This window comes from Ramlibacter humi (assembly GCF_004681975.1).
Classification (GTDB): domain Bacteria; phylum Pseudomonadota; class Gammaproteobacteria; order Burkholderiales; family Burkholderiaceae_C; genus Ramlibacter; species Ramlibacter humi.
On record NZ_SMLK01000002.1, the window covers coordinates 87,422 to 102,472 of the forward strand.

The 15,051-nt window shown below is 70.5% G+C and carries 6 protein-coding genes (1 of these 6 running past the window's edge); 5 read left to right on the top strand and 1 reads right to left on the bottom strand.

Features of this window, described 5'->3' with window-relative positions:
* From EZ216_RS07825 to EZ216_RS07845, 5 genes are all read left to right on the top strand, one after another.
* Window positions 1–6,868, top strand: the end of a protein-coding gene (locus tag EZ216_RS07825; protein ID WP_135249196.1) for a tandem-95 repeat protein. 23,438 nt of this gene lie to the left of the window's left edge; only the last 6,868 of its 30,306 coding nucleotides appear in the window; its start codon lies off the left edge, out of view; its stop codon occupies window positions 6,866–6,868.
* A gap of 85 nt (window positions 6,869–6,953) precedes the next feature.
* Complete coding sequence (locus EZ216_RS07830; protein WP_135249197.1) at window positions 6,954–8,897, top strand: TolC family protein; 1,944 nt, start codon at window positions 6,954–6,956, stop codon at window positions 8,895–8,897.
* 5 nt (window positions 8,898–8,902) lie between these two features.
* A complete protein-coding gene (locus EZ216_RS07835) occupies window positions 8,903–9,790 on the top strand; it encodes an efflux RND transporter periplasmic adaptor subunit (protein ID WP_135249198.1) in 888 nt (295 codons plus the stop codon).
* 6 nt (window positions 9,791–9,796) lie between these two features.
* The gene (locus EZ216_RS07840) at window positions 9,797–11,122 is read left to right on the top strand and encodes an efflux RND transporter periplasmic adaptor subunit (protein WP_135249199.1); all 1,326 of its coding nucleotides are present in this window, start codon (window positions 9,797–9,799) and stop codon (window positions 11,120–11,122) included.
* Window positions 11,122–13,305, top strand: a complete 2,184-nt coding sequence (locus EZ216_RS07845) for a site-2 protease family protein (RefSeq protein ID WP_135249200.1) — start codon at window positions 11,122–11,124, stop codon at window positions 13,303–13,305. The genes EZ216_RS07840 and EZ216_RS07845 overlap by 1 nt, the downstream gene beginning before the upstream one ends.
* Before the next feature lie 126 nt (window positions 13,306–13,431).
* On the opposite strand, the gene EZ216_RS07850 is transcribed toward EZ216_RS07845, so the two are convergent.
* Window positions 13,432–15,051: an AMP-binding protein gene (locus tag EZ216_RS07850; protein WP_135249201.1), complete on the bottom strand. Its 1,620-nt coding sequence runs from the start codon at window positions 15,049–15,051 to the stop codon at window positions 13,432–13,434.

Here is a 15,051-nt window from a genome sequence, read left to right on the forward strand (position 1 = left end):
GGTGGCCAGCAACACCAGCATCACGACGGCGGAAGACACCACGTTCAGCGGCAACCTGCCGGTGGCGACCGACCCGGATGGCCCTTCGCTGACGTACAGCCTGGGCTCCGCCGCTTCGCACGGCAGCGTAGTGGTGAACGCGGACGGCACGTACACGTACTCGCCGGCTGCCGACTACCACGGCAGCGACAGCTTCACGTACACGGTGAGCGACGGCACGCTGTCGAACACGTACACGGTGTCGGTGAACGTCACGTCGGTGAACGACGCGCCGGTGGTGGACAGCAAGTCCATCGCGGTCGATGAGGAGAGCACCGGCACGCAGTTCAGCCTGTCAGCTCCCACGGACGTGGACGGCGACACGCTGGTCATCACGGTGACGGGCATTCCCGCGGTTGGCCAGGTCAAGCGGGCCGACGGCACGGTGATCACCAACGGCACGGTGCTGACGATCGCGCAGCTGCAGGGCTTGGTGTACGACGCACCGGCGGAGATCGCCAGCGCGGGTAACTATCTGTTCACGTACGACGTCTACGACGGCACGACGACCACAACCGGCACGGTCGCGATCGCGGTGAACCCGGTGAACGATGCGCCGACGGGTGCCGACGTGAACGTCACGGTGGCCGAAGATGGGACGCTGAACGGAGCGCTCACGACCGCGGCCGACGTGGACACGCCGGTGGCCAGCCTGAGCTACGTGCTGGGCACGGGTCCCACGCACGGTTCGCTGGCGTTCAACGCGGACGGCACGTACACGTACAAGCCGGCAGCAGACTACAACGGCGCCGACAGCTTCACGTACACCGTCTTCGATGGCAGCGCGAGCAGCGCGACGTACACGGTGTCGATCAACGTGACGCCGGTGAACGACGCGCCGGTGGCCGCGAACGACACGGTCACGACGAACGAAGACACGGCCTACACCGGCACGCTCCCGGCGGTCACGGACATCGACTCGCCGGCAGCCAGCCTGACGTACGGCCTGGCGACGAATGCCGGCCACGGCACCGTGGTGGTCCACACCGACGGCACGTACACGTACACGCCTGCGGCCAACTACAACGGCGCAGACAGCTTCACCTACACGGTGAGCGACGGCTCGGCCTCCAACACGTACATCGTCTCGATCACGGTGAACGCGGTGAACGACGCCCCGACGGGCGCGAACGTGAACGTCACCGTGGCCGAGGACGGCACTCTGAATGGCGCTTTGACGACCGCGGCGGACATCGACAGCCCGGCCGCCAGCCTGAGCTACGTACTGGGCACCGGCCCGGCGCACGGCACCTTGACGTTCAACACCGACGGCACGTACACGTACTCGCCCGCGGCCGACTACAACGGTGCCGACAGCTTCACCTACACGGTGAGCGACGGCACGGACAGCAGCGCCACGTACACGGTGTCGATCAACGTCACGCCGGTGAACGATGCGCCGGTGGTGGCCGGCGGCTCGCTCAACGTGAACGAGCACACGACCACGCCGCTGGGCTTGGCAGCGCCGACCGACGTGGACGGCAACCTGCTCACGATCACCGTCACCGGCGTGCCGGCCGGCGGCCTGGTCAAGCGCGCCGACGGCACGGTGGTGACCAGCGGCACGCTGCTGAGCATCAGCCAGCTGACCAACCTGGTCTACGAGGCGCCCGCCAACCAGACCGGCACCGGCAACTACGCCTTCACCTACGACGTCACCGACGGCACGGCGACGGTGGGCGGCACGGTGGCGATCACCGTCAACCCGGTCAACGACGCGCCGGTGGGCGCCAACGCCAGCGTCAGCACGGCGGAAGACACGCCGATCAACGGCACGCTGCCCGTGGCCACGGATGGCGACGGCGATCCGCTGACCTACGCGCTGGACGCCGGCGCCGGCCACGGCACCGTCACGGTCAACGCCAACGGCACGTACACCTACACGCCGGCGGCCGATTTCCACGGCACCGACAGCTTCACCTACTCGGTCACCGACGGCACGGCGACCGTGGTCTACACGGTGTCGATCACCGTGGCGTCGGTGAACGACGCGCCGGTCGCCGCCAACGACACGGTCTCCACCGCCGAAGACACGGTGCTGAACGGCACGCTGCCGGCGGCGACCGACGCCGACGGCGACACGGTCACCTATGCGCTGGGCAGCAATGCCGGCCATGGGACGGTCACGGTCAACGGCAACGGCACGTACACCTACACGCCCGCCGCCAACTACAACGGCCCGGACAGCTTCACCTACACCGTGACCGACGGCACCGACACGCAGACGTACACCGTGTCGGTCAACGTCACGCCGGTGAACGACGCACCGGTGGGCGCGAACGGCAGCGGCACCGTCGCCGAGGACGGCACGCTCAACGGCACGCTGCCCGCCGCGACCGACGTGGACGGCGACACGCTGACCTACGCCCTGGGCGCTGGTCCGGCGCACGGCACGGCCACGGTCAACGCGAACGGCACCTATTCGTACACGCCGGCGGGCGACTACTTCGGCGCCGACAGCTTCACCTACACCGTCTTCGACGGCACCGCGACCGTCACCTACTCGGTGTCGCTGAACGTCACGCCGGTGAACGACGCGCCCGTGCTGGATGTTTCGCAGAGCCCCTCGCTCGGCGGCATCCAGGAGAACCCGGCCGTCAACAACGGCACGACGGTGGCCGCGATGGTGGCCGACGGCTCCATCACCGATGCCGACCTGGTGGGCGCCGCGCCCGAGGCCATCTACGTCAGCGACGTGGACAACAGCAACGGCGCCTGGCAATACCGCATCGGCGCGGGCGCCTGGACCAACGTGGCGCTGGGCGCCGGCCAGATCCTGCTGCTGGACGGCGCGGATTCGCTGCGCTTCGTGCCCAACGCGGGCTGGAACGGCACGGCCGGCATCACCTTCGGCGCGTGGGACCAGACCGCGGGCACCGCCGGCGACGTGATCACCGCCACCGTGCGCGGCGGCACCACGCCGTTCTCCATCGCCACCGACACGGCCACCATCACCGTGGCTTCGGTCAACGACCCGATCACGCTGTCCGACAGCGACCCGGCCACCAACCAGGTCAACGAAAACGCGGCCAACGGCACGGTGGTCGGCATCGTCGCCCTCGGCGTGGACGGCGACGGCACCCCGGTGAGCTACGAACTGGCCGACGACGCGGGCGGGCGCTTCACCATCGACGCCGCCACCGGCGTCGTGACGGTCGCCAACGGCACGCTGCTGGACTACGAGACGTTGACCAGCCACACCATCACCGTGCGCGCGTTCAGCACGGACGGCAGCGAAGCGTTCCTGAACTTCACGATCAACGTGCTGGACGTGGACGACGCCGCGCCGCAGGTCGGAGCGGGCCAGACGATTTCCTACGCCGAGAACCGCACGGGCGGCACGGTCGTCGGCACAGTCAGCGCCACCGACAACGTGGGCGTCACCGGCTGGCGTTTCGCCGGCGGTGGCACGACCAGCGCGGACGGCTTCTTCACGATCGCCGCCGACGGCAAGGTCACGATCACGGCAGCAGGCGCCGCCGCGGCCAGCCGCAACGACTACGAGACCGCGCCGGCCAGCTTCACTTACAGCGTGGAAGCGGGCGATGCCGCGGGCAACTGGAGCGGCGCCACCACCGTCACCTTCAGCCTGACGGACCTGGATGACCACGCTCCCGTCGTCACGCCCGGCCAGACCTACAGCTACGCCGAGAACCAGACCGCGGGCGCCGTGCTGGCGACGGTGGCCGCCACCGACACGGCCGAAGCCGGCAGCGGCGTCACCGGCTTCCGCTTCGCCAACGGCGGGCAGGTCAGCGACGACGGCTATTTCGCGATCAACGCCACCACCGGCGAGATCACGCTGACTGTCGCGGGCCTGTCGTCCACGGCGGCCTCGAACGACTACGAGACCGGCCCCAACACCTTCACGCTGAGCGTGCAGGCGCGCGACGCCGCGGGCCACTGGTCGGTGGCTGCCGACGTGGTGCTGAACGTCACCGACGTTCCCGAAGGCGACGTCACGCCGCCGACTGTTGGCGGCGGCCAGACGATCACCTACGCCGAGAACCGCGCGGGCGGCACGGTCGTGGGCACCGTCAACGCCACCGACAACGTGGGCGTCACGGGCTGGCGCTTCACCGGCGGCGGCTCGATCAGCGCCGACGGCTACTTCTCGATCGCGGCCGACGGCAAGGTCACGCTGACCGCCGCCGGTGCGCTGGCGGCGAGCCGCAACGACTACGAAACCGCGCCCGCCAGCTTCACGTACAGCGTGCAGGCCGGCGATGCGGCCGGCAACTGGAGCGCGGGCCAGACCGTCACCTTCAGCCTGACCGACATCGACGAGAACACCTCGATCGGCGGCACCACCTCCGGCACCGGCGCCGAGGACAACGGCGCCATCACCGGCACGCTGACGGCCACCGACACCGACGGACTGGCCGCGTCGCCCTTCGCGGTGACCACGGCCGCCGCGCACGGCACTGCGACCATCAACGCCAACACGGGCGCGTGGAGCTACACGCCGGCCGCCGACTGGTTCGGCGCCGACAGCTTCACCGTGACGGTGACCGACGCGCTGGGCAATGCCACCACGCAGGTGGTCAGCCTGACGGTGTCGCCGGTGGCCGACGCGGTGGACAACACCGCGAGCACGCAGCCCAACACGGCGGTCACCACCAACGTGCTGGCCAACGACAGCTTCGAGAACCCGGGCCGCGCCGTCACCGGCGTGACCAACGGCGCCAACGGCACCGTCACCATCCTCGACGGCAGCCTGGGCACGGTGACCTACACGCCGAACGCCGGCTTCACCGGCACGGACTCGTTCACCTACACGGTCACGTCCAACGGCGTGACCGAAACCGCGACGGTCACCGTCAGCGTCGCCGACACGATCGTGCCTTCCGCGCCGGCCGTGAGCCTGGCCGCGGCCAGCGACACCGGCACCAGCAACAGCGACCTGCGCACGGCCGACGACACGCCGACCGTGGTGGTCACGCTGGGCGGCGCGGGCGCTGCCGCGCCGGTGGCGGGCGACACGCTGAAGCTGTACGTGGACGGCAGCGTGGTGTCCACCATCACGCTGGCGGCCGGCGACATCGCGGCCGGCAAGGTGAGCATCACCACCGGCACGTTGCCCAACGGCACGCGCAGCTTCAGCGCGCAAGTGGTCGATGCGGCCGGCAACGCCTCCGCGCTGTCTCCGGCGCTGGACGTCGCGATCGACACCGCCGCGCCGGTGCTCACGGGCGCCGCCGTCAACGGCAACCAGCTGGTGCTGACCTACGCCGAAGCCGGCGTCGGCATGGACGCCGCCGGCCCGGCGTGGAGCAACTACGTGGTGACCGTCAACGGCACCACCGCCACGGTCACGGCCTGCAGCACCGACCCGGCCGGCCGCACCATCACGCTGACGCTGGGTTCCGCGGTCGCGTCCGGCGACAGCGTCCGGGTGAGCTACACGCCGGCCGCCGCGCAGCGCGTGGCCGACGTGGCCGGCAACCTGTCGCTTGCGTTCACCAATGCGGTCGTGCGCAACGACACCGGCATCCCGACGCCGCCCGAGCAGGTGCGCGAAGTGACGCAGACGCCGGTGGCGCCGCCGGCCCCGGCCGCCGCGCCGCTGCCGCCCGCCCAGGCGCCGGCTGCCGCCGCGCCGCAGGCAGACGGCAACACGGCCGCGAACCCGCCGTCGCCGCCGCTGGGCTCGCAGCCGTTCATCATGCCGTCGCTGGAGCCGTTCAACGGCCTGGGCCAAGGCCCCGGCGGGGCCATCCTGGGCAGCACGCCGGTGACGTCACCGGCGACGGTGTCCGGCGCCGACGTGCTCGAGTCCCTCGAGCGCGGCTTCCCGGCGGTGCGCGGCAGCGATGCCGCGGGCGCCACGGGCATGACCGGCGACGGCGCGGTGCTGTCGGTGCTGAACGGCATCCCGAACGTGATGGCACTCGGCGGCCTGAACTACACGGTGCCGCGCGACGCGTTCATCCACACCGACGGGCGCGCCGTGATCAAGCTCGACGCGCATCAGCTGGATGGCCAGCCGCTGCCCTCGTGGCTGGGCTTCGACGGCATCTCGGGCCTGTTCAACGGCCGTCCACTGGACGCCTCTTCGTTCTCCAGCCTGCTGGTGGAAGTGGTGGCCCGCGACGATGCCGGCCGCGAGGCGCGCACGACGTTCACCATCACGAGCGACGGCCGCGCGCTGGACTCCATCGACCGCGGCTTCCCGGCGGTGCGGGTGTCGCCGTCCGACATCGGCGGCGCGCGCGGCGGCAACGCCGACCTGCTGGTGCGCTTCCAGCCGCTGCCGCAGCTGCGCATCGACGTGCAGCGCGGCGTGCGCTTCAACGTCCCGAGCGATGCCTTCGCGCACACCAACCCGCGCGCGGTGGTGCGGCTGGAGGCCCGCCTGGCCAACGGCGAACCGCTGCCGGGCTGGTTGTCGTTCGACGGCCTCACCGGCCGCCTGAGCGGCGAGCCGCCGGCGGATTTCGAGGGCGTGCTGGACATCCGTATCATCGCCCGCGACAACCAGGGCCTGGAAGCGAGCACCGACCTGGTCATGACCGTCGGCGAAGGCCGCGTCACCAGGCAGCAGGGCGACCCGGCGGGTGCCCAGCGCGGCAGCCGCGACGGCGACGACGCGGACGGCAAGCCCGGCGAGAAGGGCGAGCAGGGCGAGGCACTGCCCGATGGCGACCAGCCCGTGCCGGCCAAGCAGGCCGCCAAGGGCGAGAAGGGCAAGGCCAAGCGCGGCGCACCGAGTTTCGCCGAGCAACTCAAGAGCGTGCGCACCCAGGGCACCGACCGCGACGCGGGCGGCCTGGTGGCGCGCGCAATGGCAACCAAGGCAGGGGAGAAAGCCGCCGGCAAGCGCCTTTGACGCGCGCGGCGACTGAACAAGAGGGGGAGTGGTTTTGGGCATTCACGGAGACACGGCCGCCACGAGCGGCCGCGAGAAACGCTTCGTGCGCACCCTGATGGCCTCCGCCGCGATCGCGGTGCTGGCAGGGTGCGCGGTCACGCCGATGGCGCTGACGAAGGAAGAACAGTCGACGAAGGCGCAAGAAGACCTGGCCGCGGTCATCCAGGCCGGCGAAGCGGTGACCGCGCCGCTGGCGCTGTCCGATGCGATGGCGCGCGCGGTGCGGCACAACCTGGAGCTGCGCGTGCGCCAGATGGAGACCGCGCTGTCGGCCAGCCAGCTGGACCTGTCGAACTACGACATGCTGCCGCGCCTGGCGCTGTCGGCGGGCTACACGTCGCGCAACAACGACGCGTTCGGCCTGGGCTACCAGCCCAACGGCACGATCAGCAGCGTGCCCAGCGCCGCCGTGGAGCGCAGCCATGCGACGTACAACGCGGCGCTGTCCTGGAACATCCTGGACTTCGGCGCCAGCTACTACCGCGCCAAGCAGAACGCCGACCAGGTGCTGGTGATGGAGGAGCGCCGCCGCCGCGCCCTGCAGAACCTGGTGCTGGACGTGCAGCTGGCCTGGTGGCGCGCCGAAGCGGCCCAGCGCCTGCTGCCGCAGATCGACGCGATGATGGTCGACATCGAGCGCGGCTCGGAACGCTCGCGCATGATCGAAGCGCGCCGGCTGCTGCCGCCGCTGCAGATCATCGCGTACCGCCGCTCGCTGCTGGACCTGCAGCAGCAGCTGAGCACGCGCCGCCAGGAGCTGGTGCAGTGGCGCGGCGAATTCGCCGACCTGGTGGGGCTGCGTCCGGGCGAAGCCTACCGCGTCGCCACGCCGGAGCAGCCACAGGTGGCGCTGCCCGACCTGATCGCCCGCATCGACGACCTGGAGGCGATGGCCATCGAGCGCCGCCCCGAGCTGGGCGAGGAGCGCTACCGCGAGCGCATCACGGCGCTGGAAGGCCGCAAGCAGATCCTGCAGCTGCTGCCGGGCCTGACGCTGAACGCCGGCGCCAACTACGACAGCAACCGCTTCCTCATCAACAACCAGTGGAACGAGGCCGGCGCGCTGGTGTCGTTCAACCTGCTCAAGCTGCTGTCGCTGCCTTCGGTGAAGCGCACGACGGAAGCGTCGAAACAGCTGGACCAGGCGCGGCGCCTGGCCATCACCGCCGCCGTGATGACGCAGACGCGCATCGCGGTGAACCGCTACCAGCTGCTCAAGCACGAGCTGGGCGTGTGGGACGAGGCGCTGGCCGACGACCGTTCGCTGGTGCGCGCGATGCGCGCCACGCAGCAGTCGGGCCTGGAAACGGAGCTGGAACTGATCCGCGCCGCCGCCCGCCTGGCCATCACGCAGATCAACCGCGACGTGGTGCACGCCAACCTCGAGCACGCCATGGGCCGCGTGATGAACTCCGTCGGCTACGACGTGGTGGTGGCCGATGCCAACGTGGACGAGACGCCCACGCTGGCCAGGCAGCTGAACACCTCGCTGCAGCAGTTCTTCGGCGAGAACTTCGGCACCAAGGCGCCGCCGCCGATGCAGTCGGTGTCCATCGGCGAGATCCACGGCCTGCCGCCGATGGTGAAGCGCGAGTTCACGGACTCGATGCTCACGGTGCTGCGCGTGGCCCGCATCCCGGTGGCCGAGCAGGGCGGCGCGGTGCGGACCGACGTCGACGTGGTCTTCGGCGCGAAACAGGACTCGGGCCGGCCGGTCACGCTGAAGGTCACGCTGCTGGGCGGCAACGGCCAGCAGGTGCTGCAGACCGCCGAGATGAAGTCCATGCTGGTCGAGCCGGTGACGTCCGACCAGTGGAAAGTCCTGGGTGAGGCGGCCGTGTTCAAGGTCGCGGAAAATCTGCGCATGTTGCTTGGCGGTGGCCTGAAGGCCGCGGCCGAAGCGGACACGCTGTCCCTCACCGAAGGCAACACGCTCAAGCTGGACCGGCGCTGGACCGGTCCGGCCCCCGCTTCCCAGCAGCCGTGATGCGCATGAAGACGCGCCACGCCAAGACGGAAAACATGATGTCGAAACCACGATCCCCGATCCTGCTTTGCATCGCCTGCGCGGCGCTGGTGGCGCACGCGGCCTGGGCCGCGGGGCCCACTGCGGTTGCCTCGGCGCCCCAGCCGGCCGCACCCGGCGCGGCCGCGCCGGCTTCGCTGCCGGCCGCCACGCCTGCGCCCAATGCTCCCGCGCCGGCCACGGCCGCCGACAACGGCACCGTGCGCGCGCTGATCGTCGCGGACATGGAAGCGGTGATCTCCTCGCAGATCGCCGGCCGCATCACCAGCATGCCCAGGCAGGTGGGCGACACCTTCTCCACCGGCGACCTGCTGGTGGGCTTCGACTGCCAGGACCGCGCCGCCAACGTGAAGGCCGCGCAGGCCGAGCTGCTGGGCGCGCGCGAAAGCCACCTGGCCAAGATGAAGCTGCAAAGCCTGGGCGCGGTCAGCGACCTGGACGTGACGCTGGCCGCCGCCGCCGCCGAGAAGGCCAAGTCGCAACTGGCGCTGGCGCAGGTGCAGGAGAAGTACTGCGTGGTGGCCGCGCCGTACCCGGGCAAGGTGGTGCGCGTGCGCGCCAAAGCTTTCGAGTCGGTGCAGGTCAGCCAGCCGCTGCTGGAGATCGTGAACCTGGCCAGCCTGCGCGCGCAGATGTTCGTGCCCTCTTCGTGGGTGCGCTGGATGAAGCCGGGCAAGGCGTTCACCGTCGCGGTGGACGAGACCGGCCAGAGCTACACCGCGCGCGTCTACAGGGTCAGCGGCCGCATCGACGGCGCCAGCCAGACCGTCGAGGTCATCGCCAAGTTCGACAAGGTGCCGGCCAACCTGCTGCCCGGCATGATCGGCAAGGCCACCTTCCCGGAGGCGAAGTAGCGTCCGATGGAAGCCCTTGATCCGGCCCAGGCCCTGCTTCGCTACGAAGCGGAGCTGGTGGCGGCCGGCTCCGCCGCGGAAGCCTCGTTCGTCGCCGTCAACCGGCTCGGCAGCATCCTGCCGTTCCGGCTGGCGGTGCTGCTGCAGCCCGACCCGGTGCGTCACGCGCGCGTGACGTCGGTTTCGCACCTGTACGAGATCGACGAGAACGCTCCCTTCGCGCAGTGGCTCGGCCGCCTGGCCAGGCATTTCGGCGCGCAGGAGACGGCCATCCTGCATGCCGCCGACCTGCCGCCCGAGCTGGCGGCGGATTGGAGCGAGTGGCTGCCCGAGCATGCGGCGATGTGCCGGCTGGCCACGCCGGCCGGCCAGCTGATCGGCTGGTTGCTGGTGGGGTTCGACGAAGCGCCCGACGAGGGCGGCCAGGCGCTGCTGCAGCTGGGCGCGCGCCAGGTCGCGCTGGTGCTGGGCGCGTGGCAAGGGCGGCGCTGGTTCAGCTTCGGGCAGATCCGGCGCGTGTTCACGCGCAAGGTCGTGTTCGCCATCGTGGCGGCGGTGGCGCTGGTGATGGTGATCCCGGTGCGGCTGTCGGCGCTGGCGCCGGCGGAAGTCACGCCGCTCGCGCCCGCTTCCATCGCGGCGCCCACCGAGGGCGTGGTGGCGAAATTCCAGGTGTCGCCCAACACGCTGGTGAAGGCCGGCGATGTCGTCGCGTTGCTCGACGACACCGTGCTGCGCAACCGCTACGCCGTCGCGCTGAAGGGCCTGGAGATCGCGCGCGCCGAGCTGGCCCGCGCCGGCTCCAAGGCATTCGGCGACGACCAGAGCCGCGCCGACCTGCTGACGCTGAAGGCCCGCGCCGACGAGAAGCAGGCCGAAGTCGCGTACACCGAAGACCTGCTCTCGCGCGTGCAGCTGCGCGCGCCGCAGGCCGGGCTGGTCGTCTACTCCAGCCCCGACGAATGGGTGGGCCGCACGGTGGTCACCGGCGAGCGCATCGCCACCGTGTCCGATCCCACGCGCGCCGGCCTCACGGTGCACGTGGCCGCCGACGATGCCATCACGCTGGTGCCCGGCGCCGAGGTGCGCTTCTTCCAGAACATCGCGCCGCTGTCCGCGCTGGACGCGAAGCTCACCGAAGTGGGCTACGAGGCGGAGCAGACGGTGGACGCGGGCCTCGCGTTCACGCTGCGGGCGGAATTCCTTCCCGGCACCGAAGTGCCGCGGCTGGGCCTGCGCGGCACGGCCAAGGTGTACGGCGACAAGGTGCCGCTGGGCTACTACCTGCTGCGCCGGCCGCTGGCTTCGCTGCGCCGCCTGCTGGGGCTCTGATGGCCACCGCCGGCGTGCCGACCATCGGGCAGCTGCCCAAGGGCGCGGTGCCCTCGGGCGTTCCCGGCCCGGTCGACCCCGCCACCGTGCCGCTGCCGCCGCTGCGCGGCGACCTGCACATCCTGCGGGTGGGCACGTTCCGCGACGGCTCGCCGCGCTTTCGCATCCACGACCCGTTGCGCAACAAGTACTTCGAGCTGGGTTTGGTGGACGTGGACATCCTCAGCCACTGGCAGGAGGGCGAGACGCCCGCCGACCTGGCCGGGCGCATGCTGGAAGAGGGCGCCACGCCGGTCGACCCGGAAGAGATCGTCGCGCTTCGCATGCTGCTGGTGCGCTACCAGCTGGTGGCGGCGCACGACGGCGGCGGCTTCATGGCGCTGCGCGAGATGTACAAGCGCACCGAGCAGCACTGGCTGGCCTGGCTGCTGCACCACTACCTGTTCTTCCGCATCCCGCTGCTGCGGCCCGATGCGTGGCTGGTGCGCATGCTGCCGTGGGCGCGCATGCTGGTTTCGAAGCCCGTGCTGTTCGTGCTGGCGGTGCTGGCGCTGGTGACGCCGGTGATGCTGGCGCACGAGTGGCACGCGTACATGGAATCGCTGCAGGGCCTGCTGTCCTTCGAAGGCATCATGGCTTCGGCGGTGGCGGCCTTCTTCGCCAAGATCCTGCACGAATGCGGCCACGCGTTCGTCGCCCGCGCCCAGGGGGTGCGCGTGCCCGTGATGGGCGTGGCCTTCCTCGTCATGTGGCCGGTGCTCTACACCGACACCAGCGACAGCTGGAAGCTCCAGGACCACAAGTCGCGCTTCCGCATCGCGGCCGCCGGCATCGCCACCGAGATGGCGATCGCGCTGGTGTGCCTGTTCCTGTGGACCATCACGCCGCCGGGCGGCCTGCGCTCCGCGTTCTTCTTCCTGTCCACGACGTCGGTGCTGATCACGCTGTCGCTCAACGGCAGTCCGTTCATGCGGTTCGACGGCTACTTCCTGCTGTCCGACGCCATGGACTTCCCGAACCTGCACGAGCGCGCCGGCGCGATGGCCAAGTGGTGGATGCGCAAATGGCTGTGGGGCCGGGACATCCCGGCGCCGGAGCACCACCCGCAAAAGACCGCGCGCTTCCTGATCACGTTCGCGCTCATCACCTGGGCCTACCGCGGCATCGTGTTCTTCGGCATCGCGATGGTCGTGTACTACGCGTTCTTCAAGCTGCTGGGCATCGTGCTGATGCTGGTGGAGCTGGGCGTGTTCATCGTGCGGCCGGTGATCGCCGAGGGCGTGGCGCTGTACAGGATCCGCGAGGAGCTGAAGCCGCGCTGGTGGCGCGTCACCGCGCTGGCGGTGCTGGTGTTCGGCGGGCTGACGCTGTGGGCCTGGTCGGGCGAATCGCGCTCGTCGGGCCTGCTGCTGGCTTCGGACGAAACGCGCCTGTACCCGCCGGCGCCCGCGCGCGTGCTGAAGGTCGGCGTGCGGCACGGCCAGGCCGTCAAGGCGGGCGACGTGCTGCTGGAGCTGGAGTCGCCGGAACTCGCGTACCGCGCGCAGGGCAACCGCGCGCGCATCGAAGGCCTGCAGGGCGAGCTGGCGCGCATCCCGGCCAACGAGAAGCAGCGCGAGCGCAGCCTGGTGATGCAGGAAGAGCTGGCGCAAGCCATGTCGGAGCAGCAGGCCACGCAGGAAGAAGCGGCGCTGTTGACGATGAAGGCGCAGACCGCGGGCCGCGTGGTGGACCTGCAGCCCGATCTGGTGCCGGGCCGCTGGCTGAATCCGCGCAAGCTGATCGGCCGCGTGGTCGCCACCGGGCACGGCCAGGTGCGCGCCTGGGTCACCGAGTCGCAGGTGCGCCGGCTGCAGGTGGGCGAGGAAGTGCGCTTCGTGCCGCGCCAGCCGGAGCTGCCGCGCATCACCGGCAAGGTCGTGCGCGTGGACCACACCGGCACGCGCATCCTGCCGCACCAGCTGCTGGGCGGACAGCACGGCGGCGACCTGGTCGCCAGCCAGAACTCGCGCGGCGAATGGGAGATGCGGCAGACGCTGTACCAGGTGGACGTGGAAACCGACGTGCCCGCGCCGGCTTCGGTCACGCCCGGGCGGCTGCACGTGCCGACGGGACCGGTCGACGCGCTGGTCGCCTCGCTGCGCCAGTTCCTGACGGTGCTGGTGCGGGAATCGGGGTTCTAGGAGAGAGAACTCCCGTACGCGAAAGGCGCGAAAGCCGCGCGAAGGACGCGAAGAAGATTCGGGAATTCCTTTCGCGCCTTTCGCGCCACCTTCGCGTCCTTCGCGTACGGGAGTTGTTCCCGAAGTTCAAGCCGGCGAGGGCTGCCGCAGCCGGAACCGCTGCAGCTTGCCCGTCTCCGTGCGCGGCAGCGAGCTGACGAACTCGATCTCGCGCGGGTACTTGTACGGCGCGATGGTGGACTTCACGTGCTCCTGCAGCGCCTTCACCAGCGCATCGCCGGGTTCGTGGCCGGGCTTGAGCACGCAGAACGCCTTCACGATCATCCCGCGCTCGTCGTCGGGCTTGCCGATGACGCCGCATTCGGCCACCGCGGGATGGCGCAGCAGCGCATCCTCGACCTCGGGTCCGCCGACGTTGTAGCCGGCGGTGATGATCATGTCGTCGGCACGCGCCTGGTAGATGAAGTAGCCGTCCTCGTCCTGCACGAAGGCATCGCCGGGGTAGTTCCAGCCGTCCTTCACGTAGTTGCCCTGGCGTGGGTCGTCCAGGTAGCGGCAGCCCGTGGGGCCGATGACCGCCAGCTTGCCGATGGTGCCGCGCGGCACCTCGCGGCCCTCGTCGTCCACCACCTTGGCCTGGTAGCCGGGCACGGCCTTGCCGATGGCGCCGCGCTTCACGTCGGCCCCCGCGGATGAAATGAAGATGTGGAACATCTCGGTGGCGCCGATGCCGTCGCACATCTCGATGCCGCTGGCTTCCTTCCACAGCTGCCGCGTGGCGTCGGGCAGGCCTTCGCCGGCGCTGACGCAGATGCGCAGCTTGCCCACGCCCCGCTTGCGCGCGAAGGGCGCCATCTGCCGGTAGAACGTGGGCGCGGTGTAGCAGATGGTCGCGCCCACTTCGTTGATGGTGTTGACCAGCGACTCGGGCGTGTACGGGCCTTCGGCGAAGTAGATGGACGAACCCGACCACATCGGGAACACCAGCAGGCCGCCCAGGCCGAAGGTGAAAGCCAGCGGCGGCGAGCCCACCACCACGTCGTCGGGCGTGGCCTTCAGCACGTGGCGCGGCCAGGCCTCGCACGCGGCCAGCACGTCGCGGTGCGTGTGCACGGCGGCCTTGGGCTTGCCGGTGGTGCCGGAGGTGAACGCCATCAGCGCGATGTCGTCGCCGTCGGTGGCGCAGGGCGCGAAGTCGCCGTCCTTCTGCGCCGAGCGAACAGCCAGCGAGCCGGGCTCGTTGGGCGCGCCGAACACGACGACGTCGCGCAGCACGGGCCGGCCTTCGCGCGCTTTCTCCAGCTCATCCACGAGCTTCGCGTCGCACAAGGCGACCACCGGCTGCGACTTGTCGATGATGTCGCCGAGCTCGCGCGCGCGCAGCAGCGGCATGGTGGCCACCGCGACCAGGCCGGCCTTCGCCACGGCCAGCCACGCGAGCGCCAGGCCGATGGAGTTGCCGCCGCGCAGCAGCACGCGGTTGCCGGGCACCAGGCCCAGGTCTTCCATCAGCACGCGCGCGATGCGGTCCACGCGGTCGCGCACGTCGGCATACGTCAGCGTGATGCGCGGCGAACGCAGCATGGGGCGATCGGCCCAGCCCTTGGCCGCGGCCTTGTCGAGCAGTTCCTCGACGGCGTTCAGCTTCTGCGGCAGCTTCAGCTCCGGCAGGTCGTAGCGCAGTTGCGGCCACTGCCCGCGCGGGGGCAGGCGGTCATGCACGAAGCGGTCGATTTGGGCGGACAT